This window comes from Hyphomonadaceae bacterium ML37 (assembly GCA_027627685.1).
GTDB lineage: Bacteria > Pseudomonadota > Alphaproteobacteria > Caulobacterales > Maricaulaceae > Oceanicaulis.
In genome coordinates this window covers 186226-213208 of record CP091241.1, presented here as the reverse complement: position 1 = coordinate 213208, position 26983 = coordinate 186226, and the positions used below count along the sequence as shown (strand labels likewise).

General features: G+C 67.6%; 26 protein-coding genes. 11 read left to right on the top strand and 15 right to left on the bottom strand.

Annotated elements, in window-relative coordinates; all coding sequences use genetic code 11:
* Positions 1 to 264: 264 nt before the first annotated feature.
* The 3 genes from prfA to L2D01_01110 all read left to right on the top strand — a co-directional run bounded on the left by prfA (position 265) and on the right by L2D01_01110 (position 3222).
* Positions 265 to 1338 (top strand): peptide chain release factor 1, encoded by a 1074-nt coding sequence (prfA, locus tag L2D01_01120; protein WBQ10386.1) that lies wholly within the window; start codon positions 265 to 267, stop codon positions 1336 to 1338.
* Positions 1335 to 2192, top strand: coding sequence for a peptide chain release factor N(5)-glutamine methyltransferase (gene prmC, locus L2D01_01115; protein WBQ10385.1), 858 nt, complete (start codon positions 1335 to 1337; stop codon positions 2190 to 2192). Before prfA ends, prmC begins: the two co-directional genes overlap by 4 nt.
* A gap of 259 nt (positions 2193 to 2451) precedes the next feature.
* Complete coding sequence (locus L2D01_01110) at positions 2452 to 3222, top strand: DUF4167 domain-containing protein (protein ID WBQ10384.1); 771 nt, start codon at positions 2452 to 2454, stop codon at positions 3220 to 3222.
* Positions 3223 to 3283: 61 nt separating this feature from the next.
* On the opposite strand, the gene L2D01_01105 is transcribed toward L2D01_01110, so the two are convergent.
* Both L2D01_01105 and hisS read right to left on the bottom strand, forming a co-directional pair.
* The gene (locus tag L2D01_01105; protein WBQ10383.1) at positions 3284 to 4399 is read right to left on the bottom strand and encodes a hypothetical protein; all 1116 of its coding nucleotides are present in this window, start codon (positions 4397 to 4399) and stop codon (positions 3284 to 3286) included.
* Between the two features lie 250 nt (positions 4400 to 4649).
* Positions 4650 to 6113, bottom strand: a complete 1464-nt coding sequence (hisS, locus tag L2D01_01100) for a histidine--tRNA ligase (GenBank protein WBQ10382.1) — start codon at positions 6111 to 6113, stop codon at positions 4650 to 4652.
* A 136-nt stretch (positions 6114 to 6249) separates the two neighbouring features.
* On the opposite strand from hisS, the gene L2D01_01095 reads away from it, so the two are divergent.
* Together L2D01_01095 and L2D01_01090 are read left to right on the top strand one after the other, a co-directional pair.
* Complete coding sequence (locus tag L2D01_01095; GenBank protein WBQ10381.1) at positions 6250 to 6669, top strand: hypothetical protein; 420 nt, start codon at positions 6250 to 6252, stop codon at positions 6667 to 6669.
* A gap of 61 nt (positions 6670 to 6730) precedes the next feature.
* The gene (locus L2D01_01090) at positions 6731 to 7486 is read left to right on the top strand and encodes a hypothetical protein (protein ID WBQ10380.1); all 756 of its coding nucleotides are present in this window, start codon (positions 6731 to 6733) and stop codon (positions 7484 to 7486) included.
* Between the two features lie 3 nt (positions 7487 to 7489).
* On the opposite strand, the gene L2D01_01085 is transcribed toward L2D01_01090, so the two are convergent.
* The 7 genes from L2D01_01085 to rlmN form a co-directional block, all read right to left on the bottom strand.
* On the bottom strand, positions 7490 to 9181 hold the full coding sequence (locus L2D01_01085; GenBank protein ID WBQ10379.1) for an ABC transporter ATP-binding protein/permease: 1692 nt from the start codon (positions 9179 to 9181) through the stop codon (positions 7490 to 7492).
* An 83-nt stretch (positions 9182 to 9264) separates the two neighbouring features.
* On the bottom strand, positions 9265 to 9513 hold the full coding sequence (locus tag L2D01_01080) for a DUF4170 domain-containing protein (GenBank protein ID WBQ10378.1): 249 nt from the start codon (positions 9511 to 9513) through the stop codon (positions 9265 to 9267).
* Positions 9510 to 10289: a 3'(2'),5'-bisphosphate nucleotidase CysQ gene (locus L2D01_01075; protein WBQ10377.1), complete on the bottom strand. Its 780-nt coding sequence runs from the start codon at positions 10287 to 10289 to the stop codon at positions 9510 to 9512. Before L2D01_01075 ends, L2D01_01080 begins: the two co-directional genes overlap by 4 nt.
* Positions 10276 to 11652 (bottom strand): TldD/PmbA family protein, encoded by a 1377-nt coding sequence (locus L2D01_01070; GenBank protein ID WBQ10376.1) that lies wholly within the window; start codon positions 11650 to 11652, stop codon positions 10276 to 10278. The genes L2D01_01075 and L2D01_01070 overlap by 14 nt, the downstream gene beginning before the upstream one ends.
* Positions 11653 to 11711: 59 nt before the next feature.
* A complete protein-coding gene (locus L2D01_01065) occupies positions 11712 to 12104 on the bottom strand; it encodes an MAPEG family protein (protein ID WBQ10375.1) in 393 nt (130 codons plus the stop codon).
* Between the two features lie 23 nt (positions 12105 to 12127).
* Complete coding sequence (locus L2D01_01060; protein WBQ10374.1) at positions 12128 to 12799, bottom strand: DsbA family oxidoreductase; 672 nt, start codon at positions 12797 to 12799, stop codon at positions 12128 to 12130.
* Positions 12800 to 12851: 52 nt separating this feature from the next.
* Complete coding sequence (rlmN, locus tag L2D01_01055) at positions 12852 to 14015, bottom strand: 23S rRNA (adenine(2503)-C(2))-methyltransferase RlmN (GenBank protein ID WBQ10373.1); 1164 nt, start codon at positions 14013 to 14015, stop codon at positions 12852 to 12854.
* Between the two features lie 90 nt (positions 14016 to 14105).
* Between rlmN and L2D01_01050 the strand changes: the two genes are divergently transcribed.
* A complete protein-coding gene (locus L2D01_01050; GenBank protein ID WBQ10372.1) occupies positions 14106 to 14876 on the top strand; it encodes a DUF6065 family protein in 771 nt (256 codons plus the stop codon).
* Between the two features lie 132 nt (positions 14877 to 15008).
* A complete protein-coding gene (locus tag L2D01_01045) occupies positions 15009 to 15443 on the top strand; it encodes a hypothetical protein (GenBank protein WBQ10371.1) in 435 nt (144 codons plus the stop codon).
* Here the strand turns inward: L2D01_01045 and L2D01_01040 are convergent.
* The 4 genes from L2D01_01040 to L2D01_01025 form a co-directional block, all read right to left on the bottom strand.
* Entirely contained in the window at positions 15377 to 15694 is a 318-nt protein-coding gene (locus L2D01_01040; GenBank protein ID WBQ10370.1) for a DUF2061 domain-containing protein, read from the bottom strand. The two genes, L2D01_01045 and L2D01_01040, sit on opposite strands and share 67 nt — an antisense overlap.
* 136 nt (positions 15695 to 15830) lie before the next feature.
* Positions 15831 to 16547 (bottom strand): ribonuclease PH, encoded by a 717-nt coding sequence (gene rph / locus L2D01_01035; GenBank protein WBQ10369.1) that lies wholly within the window; start codon positions 16545 to 16547, stop codon positions 15831 to 15833.
* 112 nt (positions 16548 to 16659) lie between these two features.
* Positions 16660 to 19203, bottom strand: coding sequence for a TonB-dependent receptor (locus tag L2D01_01030; protein WBQ10368.1), 2544 nt, complete (start codon positions 19201 to 19203; stop codon positions 16660 to 16662).
* Between the two features lie 212 nt (positions 19204 to 19415).
* Complete coding sequence (locus L2D01_01025; protein WBQ10367.1) at positions 19416 to 19853, bottom strand: hypothetical protein; 438 nt, start codon at positions 19851 to 19853, stop codon at positions 19416 to 19418.
* Positions 19854 to 19997: 144 nt separating this feature from the next.
* On the opposite strand from L2D01_01025, the gene L2D01_01020 reads away from it, so the two are divergent.
* From L2D01_01020 to L2D01_01005, 4 genes are all read left to right on the top strand, one after another.
* On the top strand, positions 19998 to 21116 hold the full coding sequence (locus L2D01_01020) for a PQQ-dependent sugar dehydrogenase (GenBank protein WBQ10366.1): 1119 nt from the start codon (positions 19998 to 20000) through the stop codon (positions 21114 to 21116).
* 100 nt (positions 21117 to 21216) lie between these two features.
* On the top strand, positions 21217 to 22485 hold the full coding sequence (locus L2D01_01015; GenBank protein ID WBQ10365.1) for a beta-lactamase family protein: 1269 nt from the start codon (positions 21217 to 21219) through the stop codon (positions 22483 to 22485).
* A gap of 47 nt (positions 22486 to 22532) precedes the next feature.
* Positions 22533 to 24083, top strand: coding sequence for a GMC family oxidoreductase N-terminal domain-containing protein (locus L2D01_01010; protein WBQ11660.1), 1551 nt, complete (start codon positions 22533 to 22535; stop codon positions 24081 to 24083).
* Positions 24084 to 24100: 17 nt separating this feature from the next.
* Positions 24101 to 25516: a coniferyl aldehyde dehydrogenase gene (locus tag L2D01_01005; GenBank protein WBQ10364.1), complete on the top strand. Its 1416-nt coding sequence runs from the start codon at positions 24101 to 24103 to the stop codon at positions 25514 to 25516.
* Between the two features lie 59 nt (positions 25517 to 25575).
* Here L2D01_01005 and L2D01_01000 read toward each other — a convergent pair whose 3' ends face one another.
* Both L2D01_01000 and L2D01_00995 read right to left on the bottom strand, forming a co-directional pair.
* The gene (locus tag L2D01_01000) at positions 25576 to 26727 is read right to left on the bottom strand and encodes a hypothetical protein (GenBank protein WBQ10363.1); all 1152 of its coding nucleotides are present in this window, start codon (positions 26725 to 26727) and stop codon (positions 25576 to 25578) included.
* A gap of 73 nt (positions 26728 to 26800) precedes the next feature.
* Positions 26801 to 26944, bottom strand: coding sequence for a hypothetical protein (locus L2D01_00995; GenBank protein ID WBQ10362.1), 144 nt, complete (start codon positions 26942 to 26944; stop codon positions 26801 to 26803).
* Positions 26945 to 26983 lie beyond the last annotated feature (39 nt).

The following is a 26983-nucleotide window of genomic DNA, read 5'->3' as shown; positions in this document are numbered from 1 at the left end:
TTGATGTCCCCGGGAACGAATCTCCACAACGCGGCTTTTCCTGATCCCTCCATGGCGATCCCGCAAAGGAGATGACGATGGACGTCCGTTGTCTGATCTGGGCCTGGATTCTGATCGCGCCGATGGTGCTGCTCTCCGTAATGTCCATGATGAAATAAGCGTCCGCGCATGATCGGGCGGTTCGCGTGGGCGCGGCGCGCCGCGTGCAGGTCCTGCGCACGCAGGGGCTTTCGCGCAGCCGCGCGCTGGCGTAACTGAAACGCCATGAGCATACAGACCGCCAAGCTGGATCAGGTGATCGACCGGTTCGACCAGGTCGAGGCGCGCCTGTCTGCGTCCACCGATTCCACAGAGATCGTGCGCCTGTCCAAGGAGCATGCCGAGCTCAAGAAGGTGGCCGACAAGGCCCGCGAGCTGAAAAACGCGCGCAGCGAGATGGCCGAGGCCGAGACGATCATCGAGGAAAGCTCTGACCGCGACATGACGGCGCTCGCCGAAGAGGAGCGCCAGCGCCTGAAAAAGGCGATCCCCGCGCTGGAACGCGAGCTGCAGCTGCTCCTCCTTCCCAAAGACCGCGATGACGAAGCCTCGATCATTCTGGAGATTCGCGCGGGCACGGGCGGGGACGAGGCGGCGCTGTTCGCCGGCGATCTGTTTTCCATGTACCAGCGCTACGCCTCGCTGCGCGGCTGGCGCATGGAGGTGGTCGACGCCAGCGAATCAGAGATTGGCGGCTACAAGGAAATCATCGCCAGCATTGACGGCGCGGGCGTGTTCGGGCGGATGAAGTTTGAGTCCGGCGTGCACCGGGTGCAGCGCGTGCCGGCGACCGAAAGCGGCGGGCGCATCCATACCTCGGCGGCGACAGTGGCGGTGCTGCCGGCGCCCGAAGAAGTGGATATCGTCATCCGCGACGACGATATCCGCATCGACACCATGCGCGCCTCGGGCGCGGGCGGACAGCACGTGAACAAGACCGATTCGGCGGTGCGCATGACCCACATCCCCACCGGGATCGTGGTGATCAGCCAGGAAAAATCCCAGCACCAGAACCGCGCCATCGCCATGCAGGTGCTGAAAACCCGCCTGTATGACAAGGAGCGCGCCGAGCGCGACGCCGAACGCGCCGCCGAGCGCAAGGGCCAGGTCGGGTCGGGCGACCGGTCTGAACGCATCCGCACCTATAATTATCCGCAGGGGCGCGTCAGCGATCACCGCATCAATCTCACCCTCTACAAGCTTGATGAAATCATCACCGGCGACGCGCTGGACGAGGTGATCGACGCCCTCATTGCCGAGGATCAGGCCGCGCGGCTCGCGGCGATGGAAGAGGCTTGAACGCGCTGACCCGGCGCGAGGCGCTGCGCGCCGGCGCGGCCCGGCTGCGCGGCGCAGGGCTTGGCGATGAGGCCGACAGCGATGCGCGCCGCCTGCTTGAAGCGGCTGGCAAGCTCAACGGCGCCGGCCTGATGGCGCGGCTGAACGAGGCGCTGCCAGAGGCGGAGGCCGCACGCTTTGAAACCCTGATCGCCCGGCGGGCCCGGCGCGAGCCCCTGTCTCACATCGTAGGCTCCGTGGGCTTCTGGACACTGGATCTGATCGTCACCCGCGACGTCCTCACGCCGCGCCCGGATACCGAGACCATCGTGGAGGCCGCGCTGGCGTCGGTGGCTGACCGCAATGCGCCGCTGGACATTCTCGACATCGCCACGGGCTCGGGCGCCATCGCGCTGGCCCTGCTCAGCGAACTGCCCAATGCCCGCGCCGTGGCCACGGATATCTCCGCCCCTGCCCTGGCCGTGGCGCGCGCGAATGCGGCGCGCAATGGTCTGGCGAAGCGCATCACCTTCATCGAAACCAGCTGGGCGGACGGGGTCGACGGCCCGTTCGACCTTCTGGTGTCCAACCCGCCCTATATCGCCAGCGCGGTGATCGGCGCGCTGGAACCGGAAGTGAAGGACTATGAGCCGCGACTGGCTCTGGATGGCGGACCGGACGGGCTCGCGCCTTACCGTCACCTGTTCGCCGAGGCGAAGCGGCTGCTCAAACCGGGCGGAACCGGCGTGTTCGAGATCGGCTTTGACCAAGGCGAAGCCGCGCTGGCGCTCGCGCGGATGAACGGGGCGCCGGACGCCACGCTGAGACGTGACCTCGCCGGGCGGGACCGCGCGGTTGTGTTCAATTGCAGTTGACCCGCGCCATGTAAAAAAGCCTTGGAATCGCCTCACGGATGCGTCTAGGGTGCGCCACGTCAGAGGCGCGGTGCGGGCCGGGATGGGGCTGCTCCGGGATTTGAGGCGGATCGCCCGCATCTGATGGTTTAGACTCAGACATGGATGCAAGCGCTGCGGCGGCCAGAGAGCCGTACAGGCCTTGCCGCCGGCGCAGCCGGTGTTTGCAAACCGGCCGTCCCGACATTCACTCCCGCCCGAAAGAGATCAGGTTTTGGCAATGAAGCGTCAACGCGGCCGCGGCCGGAAGCCCGGCCACCAGAATAATTCAAACCGGGCGTTCGAGAGCAACGGACCGGATGTGAAAATCCGGGGCAATGCCCAGCACATCTACGAGAAATACCTCCAGCTGGCGCGCGATTCCTCGTCGTCCGGCGACCGGGTGATGGCGGAAAACTATTTCCAGCATGCCGAGCACTATCTGCGCATCGTGCAGCTGACCCAGCCCCGGCGTGACGAGAGCGACAATGACGACGACCGTCAGAATGATCGTCAGCAGGATCGTCCAAACGACCGGCAGCACGAGCGTCAGAACGAGCGCCCTTCCGGTCAGCAGGCCCAGCGCCATGAACAGCCGCGCTTCGACCCCCAGCCCCGCCCCGATCATCAGGACCGCGCCGAGCGCCAGGATGGCGAGGGCAATCGCGCCCGTGGCAATGGCAACGCCGCCAACGGCCATGACGGGCAGACCGCCGCGCGCGAAGACGCGGAGTCCGCAGAGAACGCCAACCGCCAGCGCCGTCAGCGCGGCCGGCGCCGGCGTCCCGAGGACGACAATGACAACACCGGCTCCGATCCGCTGGCCGTCGTGGACCCGGAAGCCGCCAGCGCCTCGGCGCAGGCGGACAGCAAGCCTGAACAGGCCGAAGAGCCCGCCAGCGAACAGCCAGCGCCCAAGCGCGCCCGCACCCGGCGTCCCCGCAGCGACGCGGCGGCGGAAGACGCCCTGAAGGCAGCAGAAACCAAGTCAAGCGGCGGCGCCGCCGCCTGAGGTTGGACCCATCCGATTGAAACAAGGCGCGGGCGGTCCTTCAGGACCGCCCGTTTGCGTGTCAGGCTGGCCGCACATGCGCAGCCAGCGCGTCGAGGCGCGCATTGGCTTCGGCCAGACGCTGGACCGACACGGTTCCGGCCGCCATCGCCGCCCCCACCCAGTCCACCGCCCGGCGGGCGAGATCGGGATCGGGATTGGCGGAGTTGGAGATCAGGATGAGGTCATTGCCCGCCGCCAGTGCGCCGGTCAGGGCCTGTTCGCGGCTGTAGTGATTGCGGATCGCGCCCATATCGAGATCATCGGTGATCATCGCGCCCTCATAGCCCATCACCTCCCGCAGCAGCCCGTGCAGCACGCGGCGCGACAGGGTCACGGGCAAACCATCAGGATCCAGGCGCAGGTTGACCAGATGGGCGCCCATCATCAGATGCGCCCGGCCCATGCGCATCAGCCGGCCGAACGGCGCGGCTTCTTCAAAACTCCAGGTGCCGGTGATGTCGACAAACCCGTCATGACTGTCGCCGCGCGAGCGGCCATGGCCGGGGAAGTGTTTGACCGCGCAGGCAATGCCTTCCGCCTCGAACGCGTCGATGAAGGCAGAACACCATTGCGCGACGTCGCCCGCGTCGGCCCCATAGGCGCGCCCGTACTGTCCGATGGCGTTATTGCCCGCATCATGCAGGTCGGCGATGGGGGCGAGATTCATGTTGAAGCCCGCTTCGCGCAGCTCGCGCGCCGCCGTCCCGAACAGGGGCCGGGCCGCGTCGAGCCCGGCCTCGGCCAGCGCGCTGGCGCGCGGGATGCGGGTATAGCCCATATCGCCGGTCAGGCGCTGGACGACGCCGCCTTCCTGATCAATGGCGAGCCAGGCGTCGGGGGCCGCCTCGCGAAAGCGCCGGGCCAGCCCCTCCACACCCTCGCGCGTGCGGGCGTTGTGGCGCAGGAAAAGCACCCCGCCTATCCGGCCCGCGGCCAGATCGGCTTCGATGGCGTCCGCACTCGGCGCGTCAGGCGCATCGCCCAGAAACCCTAGGATCAGCGTGCGCCCGACCAGCGCCTCCATCGGGCGCAGCGCATGGCGCGCAAGCGCTTCAGCAGGCAGGCCCGCGCTGGCCGCGGCGGGCGCAGCCGCGCTCGCCGCCAGGGCGCCCATGATGTGGCGTCGCGTCAGCATGATGTCCGGATGTCCCCTTATTTCCCCAACCAACAGCTAAGCCTTATGCGGCCGCGCTGTCCAGCCGGCGCAAAAAAAGCCCGGCGTCTTGCGGCGCCGGGCGTCAATTTGGTTGGTCGACAAAGAGACGTCTCCTCCCCAGAGACACCGCTTAGAGACAAGACGGTCAGGCCCTGTCAGGTGAAAACGTGACCTAACTGTCATGTTGGCGTCAACCCCCCAATGTCATGGGGCTTTGCGCCGCCCCCGGTCAGGCGCGCTTCAGGGCGTCCAGGATGGCGCGCACGAACCCGTCGCGCGGAACGGCGAATTGCTGCTTCTGTTCCTTCCACTCATCGCGGTCGGTCATGGCTTCGGCGAGCTCCGCGCCCAGCTTCAGATCCTTGATCTGCACCTCGCCGCGGGCGCGCTCTTCCTCGCCCTCGATGACCGCGAAGGCCGCGCCGCGCCGGTCGGCGTATTTCAGCTGCTTGCCCATATTGCCTGAGCCGACAAAGGCTTCGGCGCGCAGGCCCGCCGCGCGCAGTTCGGCCGCCATGGCGAAATACTCGGCCATGCACGCCTTGTCCGCGGCGATGACGATGACCAGCGGCGCCGCTTGGGCCGCATCCAGCCGGCCCAGCGCCGACAGGGCGGCGGCAAAACGGCTGACACCGAAGCTGAAGCCCGTGGCGGGCACGGCCTGACCGGTGAAGCGCGCCACCAGATCATCATAGCGCCCGCCCGAGGCCACAGAGCCGAACTGCATCGGGCTGCCGTCCGGATAGGTCGGCGTGACCAGAAGCTCGGTCTCGAAGACCGGGCCGGTGTAATAGCCCAGCCCGCGCACCACGGACGGGTCGAACACCGCTTCGCTCTCGCTGACGCCGAGCGCGGTCAGGATGGCGTTGATCTCGCCCAGCGCCTCCACGCCCGCTGCGCCCGACCCGGCGGCGGCAGAGTTAAGGCGTTCCGTGATCTGCGCGCGCGTGCCTTTAGCCTGCGCCGCTTCGAGGAAGCCCAGCACCGTGCGCGCGCCAGCCGCATCCAGCCCGGCGCCTTGCGTGAAGTCGCCGCTCTCGTCCTTGCGGCCCTTGCCCAGCAATTGCTCCACACCTTCAAGGCCCAGCCGGTCGAGCTTGTCGATGGCGCGCAGGACCCGCATGCGCCGCGTATCGTCCGCCTGGCCAAGGCTCTCCAGCACACCGTCCAGCAGGCGGCGGTCATTGACCCGGATCACAAACTCGCCGTCTTTCAGCCCGGCCGCGCGCATCACCTCGGCGGCCAGCGCGATCATCTCCGCATCCGCCGCAGGACCGGCCGCGCCGACGCTGTCAGCGTCGCACTGCACGAACTGGCGGAAGCGGCCGGGCCCGGGCTTTTCATTGCGCCAGACCTCGCCGAACTGATAGCGGCGGAAGGGTTTGACCAGATCCTGGAAATTCTCCGCCGAAAAGCGCGCCAGCGGGGCGGTCAGGTCATAGCGCAGCGCCATCCACTGGTCGTCATCGTCCTGGAGCGCGAACACGCCCTCATTGGGCCGCTCCTCGTCGGGCAGGAATTTGCCCAGCGCATCGGCGTATTCAAACGCCGGCGTCTCCAGCGGCTCAAACCCCCAGCGCTCATAGACGGCGCTGGCGGCGCTCACCAGGGCGCGCTCGGCGCGGATGACGCTGGCGGTGCGATCTTCAAACCCGCGCGGACGGCGCGCCCTGGGGCGGAAGGCCTTGGCCATGAACACTCTCGCTGCGCTGTGGGGGCGCGTGAGCCGCGCCGTGAAACCGGTCCGGGGCTTAGCCGCCTTGAGGCGGGCGATCAAGCGGCCCGCGCCTTGCACGCCAGAGCCTGAACGCCCCCAAGGAGACCACCCCATGTCCCTGATCGCCACACTTCTGGCCGCCCTCGCCCTTTTGAGCACGCCGGACGCATCCCAATTGCAGCACACCGCCGCGGCGCTGGAGGCTGAAGCCTCCACGCGCGCCGAGTTGCTGGCGGCGTCGCCGGGAGCGCCCGCAGAGGCGCTGCCCGCTGGCGATCCCGTGCTGGAGGGTCTCGATGCGCTGTCGCTGGCGGCGGCGCGCCACGCCCGCGCCATCGATGCGGCGGGCGGCGCGCGTGATCTCGCCTGCATTTTCCGGGGCATGAGCGCGGATGCCGCCGCCTGGCCGGAGCAATTGGCCGGCATGGACCGCGCCGCCGATCAGGCGCGGGCCTATCGCGAGATTGCGCGGCTCGCCAACCACGCCGCCCGTCTGGCGCAAGAGGATATCCGGTCGGCGGCGCCCGCCTAGCGTTCCGGCAAACGCCGGAAGACCCCTCGCCGGATCGCCGCCGCGCGCTATCATCACGTGGATGATCACAGCGGTGCTTTTGACTCTCTCCCTCGCCCTGTCTGCGCCCGATCCCGGCGCACAAACAGCCTATGAGCGCGGCGCCTGGGCCGAAGCCGAGGCGGCGGCCATTGATGGTTCGAGCGCCGAGACCCGCACGCTCGCCTCCCAGGCGGCGCTCACCCCGCTCATGCTGGGTGACATGTCCGGCGCCCCCCGCGGCGACCGGCGGGCGGCCGCAAGGCGCGCGCAAGACCATGCGCGGGCCGCCATCGCCGCGGACCCGGGCTATGCGCCGGCGCATTTGCGCCTCGCCGCCGCGATCGGCTTCGAGGCGCGCTATATCAACCCTGTCCGCGCGGCGATGATGGGTCTGCCCCAGGAGGGAAAGCGCCATATCGAGACCGCCCTGTCGCTGGATCCGGACGATCCCTGGGGCGAGGGCATGTTGGGCGCCTGGCATATGGAGGTGGCGCGCCGCGCCCGGCCGGGCATGTTTGGCTCGGATGCCGGCGAGGGCCGCGAACGCTACCGCGCCGCCGCGGCGCGGGCGGGCGCTGATCCGTCCATCGCCTTCCATTTCGCCCTCGCCCTGATCGCCGCCGACCCGCACGCCCATGGCGACGAAGCGCTGGCGCTGCTGGATCAGGCCCGGGCAGCCGCTGCGCCCGGCGCGTTTGAAGATGCGATCCGGGCTCAGGCGGGCGCACTGCATGCGCTGCTCGCGCGCGACCGGGACGCTGCTCAGACCGAAGCGATCCGGCGGCTGGAGGAGTAGGCCTTACCCGCCCGTCAGCTGCAAAGCGCTGAGGCGGGCGTAGAGGCCGCCGGCCTGGGTGAGGCTGGCATGGTCGCCCTGTTCGGCGATGCGGCCCTGATCCAGCACATAGATGCGGTCCGCCTTGCGCACGGTGGACAGGCGGTGGGCGATGACCAGCGTGGTGCGCCCCTCGGCGAGGCGCTCCAGCGCCGCTTGAACCCGCGCCTCGGCTTCGGCGTCGAGGGCGGAGGTCGCTTCGTCCAGCAGCAGGATCGGCGCGTCTTTCAAAATGGCGCGGGCGATGGCGATGCGCTGGCGCTGACCGCCGGACAGGCTGGTCCCCTTGGGGCCGACGCGGGAATCATACCCGCCGGGCAAAGCCATGATGAAATCATGGGCGTCGGCGGCTTTGGCGGCTTCGATCACCGTGTCGGGGTCCGCGTCAGGGCGGCCCAGCGCGATATTGGCTGCGACCGTATCGTCAAACAGGATGATGTCCTGGCTCACCAGCGCCGCCGCGCCGCGCACGCTTTTGAGGCTCGCCTCCCGGATATCCTGACCATCAATGAGCACACGGCCCTGCGACGGGTCATAGAGCCGGGCGGCGAGGTTCAGCAGCGTGGTCTTGCCTGAGCCCGACGGCCCCACGAGGGCCACGGTTTCGCCCGCCCTCGCCTCCAGCGTGACGCCGTCAATCGCCGCGCGCACGCCGTCATAGCCGAAATGCACGTCCTCGAACCGCACCGCGCCGCCGTTGAGGACCAGAGCGGGCGCGCCGGGCGTCTCGGTGACTGTATCTGTCTCGTCGATCAGGGCGAAGACCCGGTCGAGCACGGCGAAACCTTCCTGCATCACGCCGGCCAGCGAGGCGAGGGCCCGCGCCGCCGGGCTGACCACCAGGATGGCGGCGATAATGCCCAGAAGCTGGCTGATCCCGCCCTCGCCCTGCAAGGCGCGCCAGCCCAGAATCACGAACACGCCAGCCAGCGCGATCATGCCGGCGATCTCCATCAGCGGCTCGATGCGCGCGCGCTGGCGGATCATGGACAGGAGCAGGCGGAAGCGCTCGGCGAAGCGGGCGCGGGCGCGGGCATTGACCCAGTCTTCCAGGGTGAAGCTCTTGATCATACGGGCGCCGGACAGGCTTTCATCGAGAAAGCTGGTCACATCGCCCGCCTGGGACTGGACCGCGTCGGCGCGCTTGCGGATCGCCTGGCCGATGCGCAGCACGGGCTGGCCCACCAGCGGCAACACCACCAGCACGTAGAGCGCCAGCATCCAGTCGATCCAGAACATCCAGGCAATGCCCAGGATCACCATGAACAAGTCACGGGTGAGATTATTGGCCGCGCGCACCAGGCTCTCGCGCAGCATGGTGATGTCATTGGTGAAGCGCGAGATCAGCGAGCCGGTCGCCTCGCCCTGCAGCCGCGCGAAATCGGCGGTGATGAGGCGGGCGTACATGGCGCTCTGCAGATCGCGCATGATCGACAAGGCCAGCTGATTGGTGGCGATGGTCTGGCCGTAGAGCGAAGCGGCGCGAATGATCCCCAGCGCGCCGATCAGGGCCGGCGCAGCCCACAGCACGCGCGGATCGGCCGCCTCGATCATCTGACTGGCGAGATGCACCGCCCCGGCATAGGACGAACCGGCAGCCGCCGTGATCAGGGACAGGACCACGCCCCAGCCGAACAGGGCGAACCGGCCCGGCATGAAGTCGCGCCACAGCCGGGCGGCCAGGGCGCGCGCGCCGGACCGGGTGGGCGCCGGCGGCGCAGGCAGGGCGGGCGGGGCGCTCAGGACGCCCCGCTCCGGCCCGGATCGAGCAGCTTGTGGGCGTGGATCACGAAAAAGCGCATATGGGCGTTGTCCACCGTGCGCTGGGCCGCCGCGCGCCAGGCATTGCGGGCGGATTCGTAATCGGGATAGGCGCCGACGAACTCGACGTTCGACAGATCCTTGAATTCGTGGGCGCCGGGTCCGAGGTCTTTCAGCTCGCCGCCAATGACGAGGTGCAAGAGCTGGGGCGAATCATGGGCGCTCATGGCGCGTCCTCCTGTGCGAGCCGCTCTAATAGCAAGGCATGCAGCGCCGGGCCAGCGGCCAGCGGCGCAGGCTGGCGCGGCGGGTCGCCATCATAGCGCAGCGTCACGCCGGCCCGGTCGGTGATGCGGCCGCCCGCCTCGGTGATCAGAAGATGCCCGGCGGCCAAATCCCAGTCCCATTTGGGCCGCACCGCCACCACGCCGTCAAACAGGCCCGACGCCGCCAGCGCGAGGCGCAGGGCGGCGGAGTTCACCGTGGAGGCCGTGGCGCCGATATCGCGCAGCGCCGTCAGCCGTCCCGGATCGCCCAGAATGCGGGCGCCGGCGATGGCGCCATGGCCGCTCATGCGCACCGGGCGGCCATTGAGCCGCGCGCCAAGGCCCCGCACAGCGTCCCACAATCGCTCGGTAGAGGGGTCATAGATGGCGGCGGCCACCGGAATGCCGTCCTCGATCACCGCCACAGACACCACGAACTCGGGCCGTCCCTTGATGAAGGCGCGCGTGCCGTCGATGGGATCGACCACAAACGTGCGGGCGGCGCTGAGGCGGGAGCGGTCGTCGGCGGTTTCTTCCGACAGCCAGCCATAATCCGGGCGGGCGGGGATCAGATGGTCCTTGAGCAGGGCGTCGGCGGCGAGATCGGCGTCGCTGACCGGATCGCCCGGCCCCTTGTCCCAGGCGCGCAGGCCCCGGGCGCGGAACGCCAGCGCCAGCTGGCCCGCATCGCGCGCCGCCCGCGCGATCAGGTCGCGATCGGCCTCATCGCCCGCCAATCGACAGGCCTTCGACCAGCACGCTCGGGGCGTTGACCGAGCCTTCAAACTCCAGATCCGAGCCGGGGATCAGGCGCGCGAAGATATCAACCAGATTGCCCGCCACCGTCACCTCGCTGACCGGACCGGCGCGCTTTCCACCCTCGATGGCGAAGCCCGCCACCCCCACCGACCAGTCGCCGGTATTGGCGTTGAGCGAAGGGCCGAACATTTCGGTGACCAGCAGGCCGTCGCCCGCTTCGGCGATCAGCTCATCCAGGCTCGCCTCGCCCGGCTCAAGATGGACGTTCGCTGCGCCAACGCCCGGCGGACCGCCCAGGCTGCGCGACGCGTGACCGGTGAGCGCCATGCCCAGCTGGCGGGCGCTGGCGGCGTTCATGAGCCAGGTGGTGACCACCCCGTCCTCGACCAGCGCGCGCGGGCGGCAGGCCACACCCTCACCGTCGGCCGCGCGGGCGCCAAAGCTCCAGTCGCGCAGCGGGTCTTCAATGATGTTGATCCCGTCGGCGAACACACGCTCGCCCAGCCGGTCGCGGAGGAAGGATGTGCCGCGCGCAATCGCCGGGCCGGAGATGGCGCCGAGCAGCGCTGATACGAAGACGGACGATTCGCGCCGGTCAAACACCACGGACCGCTTGCCCGACGCCACCTTGCCCGAACCGAGCCGCGCCACGGCGCGCTCCCCGGCGCTGCGGCCAATGGTGTCCGGGGATTTCAGATCGGACAGGCGGCGCGATGAATGGGAATCGTAGTCGCGCTCCATGGCCTCGCCCCGCTTGGCTATGGCGGAGACGCCGAGGCCATAGCGCGAGCCGCGCCGGGCGATCTCGAACCGGTTGGAGGCTGCCGCCGCCGAGGCGCCTGAACCCAGGCTCGCGCCCGCCGAACTCACCGTCGTGACGCCGTCCACCGACCGGGCGGCCGCTTCCAGCTCCAGTGCGGCGGCTTCAAGGCCCGCCTCATCAAGACCCGCCGGCTCATACGTGGCGATATCGGGCAGGCGGCGCGCCAGGGCGCCCGGCTCCAGCAGACCACAGTACGGATCCTCGGGGGCGATGCGGGCCATGGCGATGGCGCGCTCGATAGCGAGCGCCTGACCGGCCGCGGACAAATCGGAGAAGCTGACCCCGGCCTGACGCTGCCCGATGAACACGCGCAGCCCCGCCTCGCGATTTTCCGACCGCTCCAGGCTTTCCAGCGCGCCATCGCGCACGCTGGCCTCCAGCGATCGCGATTCGCTCAAGGCCGCCTCGGCGTGGTCGGCGCCGGCTTTGAGGGCCGCGTCGCGCAGGGTGCGGGCAAGGTCAAGGAGCGCTTCCGGATCGGGCGCGCCCTCACGGGTCGATTGGGAGGTCTGGCTCATGCCCGCCACATAGCCCGCGCAGGCGCGCGGAGCAATGCAGCCCGGTCAGGTCAGAGCCGTCAGATCAGGGCGTGGACGGCCAGCCCGGCCCCCAGCACGATATAAACGATGAGGGTCAGCAGCGCGCCCAGCACCCGGCCAAAGCTGCGGCCTGAATTGCGCGACAGGCCCCAGCCATGCAGGACGCGCCCCACAGTCAGCATGCCGCCCAGCACATGGATGGCGATCACCGGCGCGCCGAGGGCCGCCGCCGCCACCAGGCCGATCAGCGCCGCCGGGGTCCATTCGGAGCCGTTGGCGTGGGCGCGCGAGGCGCGGATCAGCCCCGCGTCGCCGCCATCGCCAATGCCCACTTGCGACTTATTGCGCCGGGCCATGACCAGCAGGCCCAGCACCAGCAGAATAAGAAGATTGAGGCCCACATAGAGCCCTGCCGCTGTCATCGCCGTCATGATGTTACCCCCTGTTGAGCCGGTCAGTCCTGTGACGCCGGTAATTTGGCCGCCTCGGCTATGGCGCCGGCCAGCACATCCGGCGCTTCCGCCCCGGACACGGCAAACCGGCCATTGAAAATGAAGCAGGGCACGCCCTGAACGCCCAGCGAGCGGTAGAATTGCTCTTCGCGCTGGACTTCAGCCGCGTCGCGGTCGGTGCTCAACAGATCGCGCACGACCTCTGCGTCCATGCCCGCCTCACCCGCCAGCGCGGCCAGCACGTCCGGCGCGCCGATATCGCGCCGCTCTTCAAAGAAAGCCTTGTGGATGAGGTCCAGAACGGTCTCGCCGAGTGCCTGACCCTGCGCCCAGCGGATCACGCGGTGGGCGTCCAGCGTGTTGGGACGGGTCTCGATGGCGTCGAAGTTGAAGACGATGCCGACGCCGGGCCCGGCCTGTTCGAGATGCGCGCGCATGGCCTTGAACCTGTCCGGCGCGCCGGGCGAGGCGGCGGCGAATTTGCGCGCCATGTAATCGCCATAAGGCACACCCGCGCGGGGCACGCCTGCATCGAGCTGAAAGGGCCGCAGCACGGTCTCGGTGACGGCATCAGGCTTCAGCGCCCGCGCCTCGCGCCAGTAGCGCAGGCCCAGCCAGCACCAGGGACAGACCGGATCGGTCACCAGATCAACGGAAACGGGGGCAGCGCTCATGGGTGTGAACCTAGCGTGATTGCGGCGGGAGGGAACAGGGCTTGCGCGCCGGTCAGGCCGGGGTTTCGCCCGCCCGCTCCAGCTTGATCCGTTCGCTGGCGCGCAGCTTCACGCTTTCGCTCTTGAGCTGGCCGCAGGCGGCGAAGATGTCGCGGCCGCGCGGCGTGCGCACCGGGCTGGCGTAGCCGGCACGGTTCACCACATCGGCAAAGCGCTCGATGGTCTCCCAGTCGGAGCACTCATAGGGGCTGCCGGGCCAGGGATTGAACGGGATGAGGTTGATCTTGGCCGGAATGCCCTTGAGCAGGCGCACCAGCGCCTTGGCCTCGGCCAGCGAATCGTTGACGCCCTTGAGCATCACATATTCGAACGTCACCCGGCGGGCGTTGGAGAGGTCGGGATAGGCGCGGATGGCGTCCAGCAGCTGGGCGATGGGGTATTTTTTATTCAGCGGCACCAGCTCATTGCGGAGCTCATCGTTGGTGGCGTGCAGGCTGATGGCCAGCATGGCGCGGGTGCGCTCGCCCAGCTCGGTGATTTTCGGGACCACGCCGGAGGTGGACACCGTGGTGCGCCGCCGGCCGATGGCCATGCCATCGCCGTCTGAAATAATGTCGATGGCGTCGCTGACCGCGTCGAGATTATACAGCGGCTCGCCCATGCCCATGAAGACGATATTCGTGATCTTGCGATCTTCGTTGGAGGTGGGCCATTCACCCAGATCGTCGCGGGCGATCATCACCTGGGCAGCAATCTCGGCAGCCGTCAGATTGCGCACCAGCTTCTGGGTGCCGGTGTGACAGAAAGTGCAGGTCAGGGTGCAGCCCACCTGGCTGGACACGCACAGCGCGCCCGAGCGGCCCACATCGGGGATGAAGACCGTCTCGGCCTCCACGCCCGGCGCAAAGCGGATCAGGTATTTGCGCGTGCCATCCACGCTGACCAGGCGCTCCACGATCTCCGGGCGCTCCAGCGTGAAACAGGCTTTCAAAGCGGCGCGCAAATCCTTGGACACATTGGTCATGGCGTCAAAATCAGTGACGCCGTAATGATAGATCCAGCGCCACAGCTGATCGGCGCGCATCTTCGCCTTCGTCTCGTCCACGCCGGCACGGGCGATTAGCGCGTCGCGCAGTTGCGCGCGCGTCAGCCCGGCCAGGCTTTGCGGACCGGGTGCGGGACGGTTGGCGAAATCAAGGTTCAGCGCTGTGCTCATGGCCGCGCGGTATAGTCCAAACGCGGCGAAAATGCGAGAGCGCAGGGCGCACCCTTGAAAGCGCGCGCGGCTTGGCGTCAAGTGCGGCCCATGAAGCTCATCTGCCATCCCCTTTCGGGCGACGCCCCGCCTATCCGCCCCGCCTCACAGAAGCGCCAGTGGATGGACGACACGCCGGAAGGCTTCGCCTATCGCTGCCTGCCGCTGGTGGTGGCCAACCAGCATGGCTGGGAGGTGTTTGCGCCTCACGGCCTGAGAGCGCGCTGGAATGGCGGCGTGCGGGTCGAGGATGTCGAGGTTCTGCTGGACCAGCCGCTGTCCATGGGGCGGTCCGGCTCGGCCATGGCCAATTTCGGGTCCGGCATCCTGACCTTCGAGATGGGATTCCTGCTGCGCACCCCGCCGGGCTGGAATATCTGGGTCCAGGGCCCCGTCAACCAGCCCAAGGACGGAATCTCGCCGCTGACCGGCGTGATCGAAACCGACTGGAGCCCCTACACCTTCACCATGAACTGGCGCTTCACCCGGCCCGGCGAGGTTCGGTTCGAGGCCGGCGAGGCCGTCGCGCACCTGTTTCCGGTGCGCCGCGATCTGTTCGAGCGCGTGCAGCCGGAATTGCGCAGCGTCCATGCCGATCCCAAGACATCGGCGCAGATGGATATCTGGCGCGAGAGCCGCACCGATTTCATGAAACGGCTGAAAACCCATGATCCCCAGGCGGCTGAGGAGAAATGGCAGAAAGGCTATTTCCGCGGCCTCCTGCCCGACGGCTCCAAGGGTCCGGCTGATCACAAGACCAAGCTGAAAGTGAAGCCGTTCACGCCGGCGCCGGACGCGGGACCGCCGAAGCGGCGGCGTTAAGCGGCAGTGGTTCAGAGGCGGCGCGGGCCGGACGATATTCGGCTTCCCTGCTTTTGAAAATTTTCCTATATTCGGCTCATGAGAGCAGTTCTTTCCCTATTTGCGTGCGCTTTGTATTGGGCGCAACCCGCAGTGGCGCAGGACATCCCCGGGCCGGTGCCGGCGGAGATTCTGCATATTGTGGATGGGGATACGGTGGGCGTGCGCGCTCATACCTGGCCCGGTCAGTATGTGGAGATCCGCGTGCGCCTGCGCGGCGCCGATGCGCCGGAAGTGCGCCGCGTCGCGTGCGAGGCTGAGCGGGCGAGAGGGCATGAGGCCACTGAATTCACGCGCGCCTGGCTGACCGCGCCGGATGGCGAGGGGTTTGCGCCGGTCATGCTCACCGAGATCGGACCGGACAGTTTCTGGGGCCGGGTGGTGGCCCGCCTGGTGCGCGCCGGGGACGGGGCGGATCTGTCAGACGATCTGATGGCGGCGGGTCTGGCCGTGCCCTTCCGTCAGCGCGGGCCGTGGTGCGACGCGCCGGAGGATGCGCCAAACGGGACAGACCCGTCTTTGCCCTGAGGGACGCCACCCTGACGCTCCGTCCGCGCCCAGACGCGCTCGTTCAGCACATAGGCGAATGTCTGGACCACCGGCTCGATCAGCCCTACCGCCAGCGCGGCGCGCCAGTCGCGGGTCAGCGCAAACACCACCGCCATCGCCACGACCATGTGGGTCAGGCCATAGCTCAAGGTCTTGAGCAGGCCCCGCGGCACAGCCGGAAAGCGGACGGGCTCAGGCGTGTGAAACAGGGCGCGGGCAAGGGCGGTCATGGCAAACCTCTCTTCTCTGTGAGAAATGAGAATGGATCGCAATTGCGGCCAGAACAAGCGCAGACGCCCTATGGGCCCATGAATAATAAGGATCGGGGCGATAGAGCGCCGCTATGGCGATCCGCCCGACCCGCGCTTAGCCCTTCAGGGCCTCGCTTTGCGCCGCGCACAGCGCTGTGACGCCGTGACGGGCGAGCGAGAACAGGGCGTCAAACTCCGCCTGACTCATGGGCCGGTCTTCGGCTGTAGCCTGCACCTCCACCACGCCGCCCGCCGAGGTGAGGACGAAATTGGCGTCGGTTTCGGCGACGCGGTCTTCCTCGTATTCCAGATCGAGGCGCGGTTCGCCCGCGATGATGCCTGCGGAGACGGCGGCGAGCTGGGCGTGGACGGGGTCGGTCTTGATCACGCCCTCCTCCACCAGCCAGAGGCAGGCCGATTTCAGCGCCAGCCAGGCGCCGGTGACCGAGGCCGTGCGCGTGCCGCCATCGGCCTGGAGCACGTCGCAGTCGATGAGAATCTGGCGCTCGCCCAGCGCCTTGAGGTCGATGCAGGCGCGTAAGGAACGGCCGATCAGGCGCTGTATCTCCTGGGTGCGGCCCGACGGCTTGCCGGAATTGACCTCGCGCCGGGTGCGCTGATGGGTGGCGCGTGGCAGCATGGAGTACTCCGCCGTCACCCAGCCGCGCCCCTGCCCGCGCAGCCAGGGCGGGGTCGCCTCGTCCACGCTGGCGGTGCACAGCACATGGGTGTCGCCCATCTTCACCAGGCAGGAGCCTTCGGCATAGGGGCTGAAGCCCATTTCGAACCGGATCGGACGCAGGGCGTCGGGCTGGCGGCCATCAGGGCGCATGTCAGTCTCCATCATTGGTGTCGAGGCCGTGGTACCGGGCCGAGCCCCAAAAGAAAAGCGGCGCCGGGCAGGTGCCCGGCGCCGCTGATGGCAGGCTTGCGCCTGACGCCGCCTAGAAGCGGGCGCGCAGGGTCAGGCCGTAGGTGCGCGGGTCGCCCGGATAGACGTTGATCGAGCCGGGCTGGCCCACCGATTCGAAATTGCCCTGCTGATACTCTTCCTCGAGCACGTTGCGGACCCAGAACTGCATCTGCCAGGCCCCGTCGGTGGCGCCGAAGCCCACCGAGGCGTTGACCAGGTCCACCGCGCCGACCGCGCGCTGCGGGTTGAAGTTGCCCGCAAGGGTGCGCTCGCTCGTGTAGGAGTAGTCAGCCCGCACGAAGCCTTCCAGCGTGTCGCTGAGCGGCTGGGTGTACATGGCGCTCAGCACCGCCGTCAGCTCAGGCGTCTGGCGATCCTGACCGGACGAGTTCTGCGTCGTTACAGGCAGGCCGGTCACGGCGTTCAGCGAGCGGCCGCACTGGCCAGGCGGCACGTCGGCCGGCGACGGGAAGATGCCCGCGACAACAGTCTGGGACGGATAGCAAGCGTTGGAGTCGAAGGAATTGAACACCGACTCGAACATGTAGGTGAAGCCACCCGACAGGGACAGTCGATCGGTGGGACGCGAGATGAACTCGAATTCCAGGCCGGTCAGCTGCACTTCACCCGCGTTTTGCAGGCCGAAGCCCGAGCCAGTGAAGATGTTCGCCTGGAAGTCTTCCAGGGTCTGCCGGAACAGCGCAACATTGACCTGGGTCGTGTTGTTGAAGACGAGCGCCTTGGCGCCGATTTCGATCGACGTCGAGATTTCCGGCTCGAACTCGAACACGCCCGTCAGCGCCGCGTTGGCCGAGACGTTGAATCCGCCCGCCTTGAAGCCGCGCGAATAGCTGGCGTAGACATTGGTGTTGTCGCTCAGCTGATAGGCGAGGATCAGATTGCCCGAGATGTTGTCCTCGGTGCGGTCATCGGTGAAGCCCGGCGCCGGCGGGTTGAACTGCAGCGGCGTCAGAGCCAGGAACGGGTTGACGGCCGGATCGGTGGAACCGGCGGCGGCGAAGGCCTGGATCGCGGCGAACTGGGCCGGGAAGTTGGCGGCGAAGAAGGCGATGTTGGCCGGGGTCGGCGCCAGACCGGTCTGGGTCTGGAACGCCTGGGCGAAGATCACCTGCTCGCCCAGACCGACCAGGTTGATCGAGGACCACGGATCGAAAATATCGATATTGGCGACGATGTCCTTCGTCTCGCGGGTATAGCGCAGGCCGCCCGTGACGGTGAACCGGTCGGTGACGTGGTAGTCGACCTGACCGAACACCGACCAGGAGGTGGTGTTGTACACATAGTCCTCTTCGCGCAGGCCCTGGCCCTGGGCCAGGAACAGGCCCGGAGGCGCGCCCACAAGCGCTTCCACCGCGGTGATGCCGCCGCCGGTCAGAGCGTCCGCGAAGGGACGCAGCTGCGACCCGTACGGCGTCTGGTTGTTATGGCGCAGCGTGTTGTCATAGTAGAATGCGCCCGCCAGCCAGTCGAACTGCCCGCCGCCATCAGACGTCAGGCGGATTTCCTGGGTGAAGGTGTCGTAGCGCTGGGTGATCAGACGGTCGCCGGCCAGATCGAGGTCGGTGAAGTCCGCGTCGATGTTCTGGTGTTCGAAATAGTTCCGGAACGCCGTGATCGAGGTGAGGGTGAAGCCCTCGAACTGGTGATCGATCTGCGCCGACACGCCGCTATTGCGGTTCTGCGTGAACACGTCGTTGTCGATCGCGATCTGATAGTTGAACGGATCGGGCGGCAGGAGCGTCCCGCCCAGAGCCGGAATCGCGCCCAGCGAGGCCGGAGCGTAGAAGGAGAACGGCGCCGCGCAGCACTGCTCGTCAATTTCCGAATAGTCCCCGATGAAACGCACCTGTGTATTGTCGGACACTTCCCAGAGCAGCTGGGCGCGGGCGCTCCAGCGGTCCCGGTCGTTGAGTTCACGCCCGTCGGTGACATTATCGACAAAGCCGCCGCGCGTATTGCGGTTGCCGTCGATGCGGAACGCCAGACGATCCTCGACCAGCGGGCCGGTGACGGTGGCGCGCAGGATGCGGCCTTCATAATTGCCGAAGGTCACCTCGCCCTGGCCGCCGAACTCAAATTCCGGGGCGCGGGAGACGAAGCTGATCACGCCGGCGGGCGTGTTGCGGCCGAACAGGGTCGACTGCGGGCCGCGCAGCACTTCGATCCGCTCCAGCGAGAGGAAGTCGTTGATCGCGGCGCCCTGGCGCGCCATGAACACGCCGTCGACGAACACGCCCACCGACGCCTCGAGACCCGGGTTGAACGTATCGGTGCCCAGTGAGCGGATGGTGAAGGTCTGGTTGGTCGAGGAGGCGGCCTGACCGACTTCGAGAGACGGCACCAGGAATTGCAGATCGCGCGCATCGCGGACCTGCGCCACTTCAATGGTTTCGCCTGTGACCACGGCGACCGCGACAGGCACTTCCTGCAGGGTCTGCTCGCGCTTCTGGGCTGTCACGGTGATGACATCGACCTGCGCCTGAGCGGCGGTGGTGACGAGGCCAGCGGCCAGCGCGGTCGCGCCAAGCACGCCCGCTTTGGTGAATCGATTCATGTCGGGCTTCCTCCCCCTGATGATGGCGCCGGGGCAACCGTGAACCGGCTGTTCTCCCGTACATCACAAATCCTAAGCAGGCTTTACACCATTGTCATGCGCTCATCTTGCGCGAGCGCCTTTATCCATGCGCGCCCCGGCGCGACCGTGGCGCAAAGGCCACAGCCTGCACGCACTCCACCGGCAGGCGTTAACCTTGACGCAGGGCAGGCCTATCGCTTCCGAGCCAGCGCCGCGTAGATCAATCCGGCCAGACCGCCCAGCGCCGCCTGGGCGGCCTGACCGGCCAGGCTGCGGGCGCCGGCGATGGGTTGAATCCCGAAGAAGACCGGCTCCATGGCCGCCAGCATGACGCCCATGGCGATCAGCCCGGCGCCGCCATAGACCAGCAGGCGCGGCAAGGGCGTGAAGCGGACGACCAGCCCGCCCGCCAGAAAGGCGATGGCGAAGGCGATGGCGATGAGCGCGCCATAGATCGGCGCAAGACCCGCGATGTCAGCCGCGATCATGCCCAGCGCGTCGCCGCTGGTGACCGGGGCGCCGATATCTGCCAGCGCGGCGAGCACGAAGCCGGTCTGGGCGGCGGTTCCCGCCAGCGCCATGAAGACAACAGCGGCCAGCCAGGCGGCGGCGATGCGGATGACGCCCATGACGACAGTCTCCCCGAAAATCGGCGCGAACGGCAGGTGCGCGCCCGGCTCCACCGGTCTATGTTGGACCAGATGACGCGAAAACGGAATGCGTTGGCGCGCTGAACGTGCGCCTGACGTGCTCGAAGATCCGGGAGGCCCGCCATGAACAGATTGTCCTGCGCCCTGACGGCGGTCGCACTGGCCCTGATTGCGGGCGCCTGCTCCCAGCCCGCTGCGGCCCCGGCGCCGGATGCAGACCCGGCCCGCTATCAGGTTGAGGTCTTCGCTCAAGGCCTGAATTTCCCCTGGGGGCTCGCCTTTCTGCCCGGCGGAGGCCTTCTGGTGACCGAGCGCAATGGCGCGGTGCGGCTGGTTGCTCCGGATGGATCTATTGCCGCTGAACCCGTGTCAGGCGGACCGGACGATGTATTCGTCGGCGGACAGGGCGGGCTGCTGGATATCGCGCTGGCGCCGGATTTCGATGAGAGCGGCCTGGTCTATCTCAGTTATTCGGCTGGGACCGGCGCCGCCAACCATCCCGCGCTCTATCGCGCCCGGTTCGACGGGACGGCCCTTGTCGAAGGCGAGACAATATTCCGCGCGGTCCCGGACCGGTCTACCGAGCATCACTATGGCGGGCGCATAACCTTCCTGCCCGACGCCAGCGTAATCCTGACCCTGGGCGACGGCTTCGCCTATCGCGAACAGGCGCAGGTCCGTGATGATCATCTGGGCGTGATCGTGCGCTTGGGCCCCGGTGGATCGGCGCCGTCCGACAATCCCTTCTTCGCAGACGGCGGACCGGCATCCTTCGTCTACAGCTATGGCCACCGCAATGTGCAGGGCGTCGCCCATGACCCGGAAACGGGCCGGCTCTGGTCGCACGAGCACGGACCGCAGGGCGGCGATGAACTCAACCTCGTCGAGCCGGGCGTCAATTATGGCTGGCCCATCGTCAGCCAGGGCCTCGACTATACCGGCGCGCTCATCAGCCCTTACAGCAGCCTGCCGGACTATCCGGCGCCGGCTCATGTCTGGACGCCTTCCATCGCGCCCTCCGGCCTCGCCCTGCATGAGGGCGATCTCTACGTCACCGCGCTGGCCGGGCAGGCCCTGCACCGGCTGGAAATTGATGGCGATGGCGCGGTGGTGCGCGAAACCCGGCTGCTGGCCGAGCGCGGCGAGCGGCTGCGCCACGTATTGAGCGGGCCGGACGGCGCGCTATGGGTTCTGACCGATGCCGCGGACGGGGCTATCCTCCGGGTGCGCCTCAGCGAATAAGCTGCGCGCCAGGACTGACTGGTGTTTCTTTCGTGAAAGGTGTTCACTTCCGCGCCGCACGACTCGCCAGCACAAGGCGGGCGCAAGGGGGAGGATACTTATGCTCAAACGGATCCTGATCGGCGCGCTGGCGCTGGTGCTGGCCGCCGCCATCGCCGGCGCCGGCTGGTATTACCGGCCCTGGTCGCCCTATTCGCCCGCGAGCATTCGGGCCATGGACAATCCGGACGCCTATCCGCAGACCTTCCAGCGCTTGGACTCCATCCTGCCCTCTCGCCCCATTGCGGCGGCAACGCCTGCGCCCTTGCCCCGCGCGGTCGCGCCATTGGCGCTGTCCTATGAGTGGATGGGCGAGGAGAAGGCCCTCGAAACTTACTTCGAAGAGGCGGACGTCATCGGCCTGACGGTCCTGCGCGACGGGGTCGTCACAGCGCAGGAGTTTCGTCTGGGCGCAGATTCCAGCACGCGCTTCACCTCCTGGTCGGTGGCCAAGACGGTCATCGCCGTGCTCATCGCCAAGGCGATGGAGGACGGGCTGATCGACAGTCTGGATGATCCGGCTGGCCAGTATGCGCCGCAGTTCGCCGGAACCGATTATGGCGCGGTGAGCCTGCGCCATTTGCTGATGATGTCGGCAGGAGTGGATTTCAACGAGGAATACTCGCCCGAGCGGCCCTCTGATGTGCGCCCGCTTTTCTTCAACGCCTTTATTCTGGGGCGCAATGTGGATGCGATGGTGGGCGAGATCGCCAGCAATCGCGCGCCCGGCGAGGACAATCACTATGTCAGCCCGAACTCCCACGTGCTCTCGGCGGTGGTGCGCGCGGTGTATGACGCGCCGCTGGCTGAGATTGTGGAGCGCGAACTGTGGGCGCCGCTGGGCATGACGGGTGAGGCGAGCTGGCTGCAGAACCTGGCCGGGGATCGCGGCGTGCCCATTGGTTATTGCTGCCTGCAGGCCACCAGCGAGGATTATGCCCGCTTCGGCCAGTTCCTGTTGCAGAACGGGGTGTGGGACGAAAATCGCCTTTTGCCTGAGGGCTTTGTGGAGATGGCGAGCCGGCCCAACGCGCCGTTTCAGGAGCCGGGCGCGACGCCCTATCCAGGCCGCGGCTATGGCCTGCATGTCTGGGTCCCGGAAGACTATGACGGGGAGTTCTATGCGGCGGGCGTATTCGGCCAGTATATCTGGGTCGACCGGCGGCGCGGCGTGGTCATCGCCCTGAACGCCGGCGATCCGGGTTTCGCGCAGCGCTATTTTGAGTCCGCCGCTGTGCTGCGGGCGATCGCGGAGCATGTCTCGCCGCTGGCGCCTCAGACCGATCTTGCGTCCCTGGATGACGAGGGCGACGGCGGGATCGAGCCGTGAGCGCGGTGTATGACTACATCATCGCCGGAGCGGGATCGGCGGGATGCGTGCTCGCCAATCGCCTGTCTGAAGACCCCTCGGTCACGGTCTGCCTCATCGAGGCGGGCGGCAGCGACAAAAAGGCGATCGTCCAGACGCCGATGCTGCTGCAGTTCGCGATCACGGAAGAATCCATCAACTGGAACTACTGGACGCAGCCCCAGCGCCAGCTGAATGGCCGCAAGCTCTACTGGCCGCGCGGCAAGGCGCTCGGCGGGTCCTCGTCCATCAACGCCATGCACTATATGCGCGGCGCCCTGGAGAATTACGACGAATGGGAGCGGGTTTACGGCGCGGACGGCTGGGGCCGCGAGGCGGTGCTGGAAGCGTTCAAGCGCGTCGAGCACAACGAAAACCATGGCGAGCCCTGGCACGGTCAGGGCGGACCGCTGAACGTCAAGACCATCGCCCCGCTCAACCCGTTGACCCAGCGCTATTTCGAGGCCTGCCGCCAGCGTCAACTGCCTGAAAATCCCGACCATAACGGCGCGGCGCAAGAAGGCTTCGGCCCCTATCAAGTGACGCAGAAAGGCGCCAAGCGCTGCTCGGCGGCGGACGCCTTCCTCAAACCTGTGCTGGGCCGGCCCAATCTGACCGTGATTACCGGCGCGCTGGCGCGGCGCATATTGATCGAGAACGGCCGCGCCGCCGGACTGCAGATCGAGGCGGATGGCGACATCCAGACCCTGAGCGCGCGGCGCGAGGTCATCGCGTCGGGCGGGGCGGTCAATTCGCCCCAGCTACTGATGCTGTCTGGCATCGGCCCCGCGGATCATTTGCGCGAGCAAGGGATTTCGGTCGAGGCGGACCTGCCCGGCGTGGGCGCCAATCTGCAGGACCATCTCGACATCATGGCGCGGGCCTCGACCAAGACGCCCACCTCCATCGGCTATTCCTGGCGCAAATTCCCCGCCACGGCGCGCGATGTTCTGCAATGGGCGCTCACAGGAACAGGCAAGTTTACAATCAATCCGGTGCAGGGCTGCGGGTTCGTGAAATCGAGCCGGGCCAGGGATTTACCCGATATTCAGCTGGTCTTCATCCCGGCGCGCGGCAGCCCCCACGGGCGCGAGACCATGACCGGGCACGGCATGATGGTGCATGCCTGCCACCTCTATCCGCAAAGCCGGGGCAGCTTGCGTCTCGCCAGCGCCGATCCGCGCGATCCCGTCCTCATCGACCCCAACTACATGGATCACGAGGAGGATGTGGAGGTGATGACCGATTGCCTGGAGATCGCCCGCGACATTCTTCTGAGCGACGCCTTTGACGGCGAGTTCAAGGAACTGGAATTGCCCGCCTCGAGCACAGGAACCCGTGCCGAACTGCTCGATCATGTGCGGGCGAACGCCGAAACGCTCTACCATCCCACCTCCACCTGCGCGATGGGGAATGGCGAGCTGGCCGTCACCGACGCCCGGTGCCGGGTGCGCGGGGTAGACGGCCTGCGCGTGGTGGATGCGTCTGTCATGCCGCGCGTGGTGGGCGGCAACACCAATGCGCCCACCATGATGATCGCCACCCGCGCCGCCGACATGATCCTGGCCGATCACAGCTGAAACAAGGGACCACACCCATGAGCGACACCGCAGCCATTGCGCGTATGAACGCCCTTCTCAAAGCCCAGAAGGCCGCCTTCGAGGCCGAGCGCCACCGCCCGGTGGGCGAACGCAAATCCGACCTGAAAAAGCTGGAAGCCATGGTCAAGGCGCGCGGCGAGGATTTCGCCGACGCCATCGACGCCGATTTCGGCCGCCGCTCCAGGGCCGAGACCGCCATCGGCGAGGCCGGCTTTGTCATCGCCAGCGCCAAGCATGCGCGCCAGCATCTCAGCCATTGGGCGGCGGCGCGGCGCAAGCCCGTGCCCATGACGCTGGCGCCGGGCAAGGCCTATGTGCGGCGCGAGCCCAAGGGCGTGGCCGGGATCGTCTCGCCCTGGAATTACTCCATGCAGCTGGCTTTGGCGCCGCTGGTGGCGGCGCTGGCGGCGGGCTGCCGGGCCATGATCAAGCCCAGCGAATTCACGCCCCGCACCGCTGAGCTGCTCCACGAGACCCTGTCTGAGCTTTTCAACGAAGATCATGTCGCGGTGATCACGGGCGGGCCGGATGTGGCCAAGGCCTTCTGCGCCCTGCCGTTTGACCATCTCTTCTATACCGGCTCGACCCCGGTGGGGCGGCTGGTGGCCAAGGCGGCGGCGGAGAACCTCACCCCGGTGACGCTGGAGCTGGGCGGTAAATCGCCCGCCGTGATCGCGCCGGATTTCGATCTGGACCAGGCCGCCAAAACCATCGCATGGGGCAAGTATTTCAATGCCGGCCAGACCTGCGTGGCGCCGGACTACGCCCTCGTCCCGCGCGGCGGTCAGCGCGAGTTTGGCGAGGCGGTGATGCGCGAGGCCGATACGATGTGGCCTGATGTGGCGGGCAATGGCGACTACACGGCCATCATCTCCGAAAAGCATCACGCGCGCCTGACCGATATGGTGGAGGAAGCCAGACAGGCCGGGGCGCAGGTGATTCAGGCGGACTTCGATGCGGCCAAGGCGGGCAACACGCGCATTTTCCCGCCCACCGTGGTGATCGACCCGCCGCTGGACAGCGCCCTGATGCGTGAGGAGATTTTCGGCCCCGTCCTGCCCGTGCTGGGCCATGACGGACTGGCGGATGCGGCCCGCTTCATCAACGAGCGTGACCGGCCGCTGGCGCTGTATGTGTATTCAAAATCGAACGCCACGGCGCGCGATTTTCTGGCCCGAACGATGTCTGGCGGGGCAGGTGTGAACCTGCCCATGCTGCATCTGTCGGTGGAGGATATGCCCTTTGGCGGCGTCGGCGCATCGGGTCAGGGCGCCTATCACGGCGAAACGGGATTCCTGACCTTCACCCATGAGCGCGCCGTGTTCGAAGCGCCGGTCTGGCATCCCAGCCGCCTGGTCTTCCCGCCCTATGGCAAGGTGTTTGAATTCTTCAAGAAATTGCAGGCTGGCTAGAGCATTTTCAGCGAAAGCGGGAACCGGTTTAGCGGTTCGAAAATGCGAAAAAGCAAGCTTTAGGGCTCGCCTGACGGATCGCGTGCCCGCTGCGGCGTGATCGGGGCGCGGAAACCCTGGGCATCCGTGCGGTCGCCGGCGATCCGGTCCATTTCGCGCGTGATAGCGGGCTGCTCGATGACGGCGCGTCGGGCGGCGGCCAGCTCGGTCAGGATGCGCCGGATCTGGCTGCCGCCGGCCCCCAGCTGGGCCAGTTCGAACTCCAGCCGGCTCATGTCTTCCAGGAAGCGCGGCGGGGTGGCGCCGAAACCAGTAAGTCCAAAGCGCGCCAGATCAATTTCGCCCGCCGGGCCATGTTCGGGGCAGTCGCCGGCCTCCCGATTGGCGTCTGAGGACGACAGGCAGAAGGAATCGCGCACCACAAGGCGCGAGGCCACTGCGCCCTGGATCATGCGGTAATCATCCGGGTCCAGCGTGATCGCCATCCGCGACATCAGGGCGTCGATATCCAGTTCAGGTTCGCCTGCAGCGCCCGGCTCGGTGCGTTCAGGCTGAAGCGTCGCCACCGGGGCGTCCGTGTCGGCCGGATCGGGCGCCGGGGCGGGGACAGATTGCGCGCTATCCGGCCTGGAGGGCGCGGGCCGGGGCGCGGCGCTGTCCACAGGCCTGTCCCCGCTTTGCGCGCGTTCAAGGACCACGCCTTCGGAGTCAAGCGGCGCGGTTTCGGAGTCATGAGGCCGGGTTTCGGGGTCATCAACGGGATCGGATGGCGCAGACGGCGTCTCGGCCTCGATTTCGGGCGCCTCGACCGGCTCGGAGTCGAGGTCAGACTGTGAATTCGCCTCAGCCGTCTCGCTGGCGTCACCCGCGCCCGCATCGCCATCGCCCGAACCCTGACCGGCGCCCTCGCCCTCGCCGCCGCCTGGCATTCCGTCCGGACCGGCGTCATCGGACAGGGGCGGCTCGAAGAGCGGCGCGTCGCTCTGGGCGCCGTCGGCGACGAACACGTAGAAGGCACCCGGGCCTGACGCGGCGGGCGCGGGCTCGGGCGGGCGCACGACGGGGGGCAGGGCGATCAATCCGGCCAGTGCCAACAGGTGGAGCGCACCCGCGCCGGCCAGGCCCGCCGCGCGCGGGGTTCGGGCGGCAGCGCGCCAGTCCGAAGGCCCCGGCCCGGCAGGCGGGCGGGCTGTAGGGGGATTTTCGCTCACAGCGACCAGACATGGCCGAGGCGCGCGCCCGCTTCAATTAAATTCACAGTGAGATTTGACCCTGGCTGACCGCTCAGCGCTGCGCCACCGGCTCGGCGCTGACGAACAGGGCGCCGGACTGGCGCGGGCCGGCATGGAAAACCCAGGCGGCGGCGATGAAGCAGAGCCCGGCGAGCAGGACGCCGGTCAGGCGGGTTCCATTCGTGTGGCGGCTCATCTTTCATCCTCCCGGTCAACGCGCGTTCATGCTGATGAA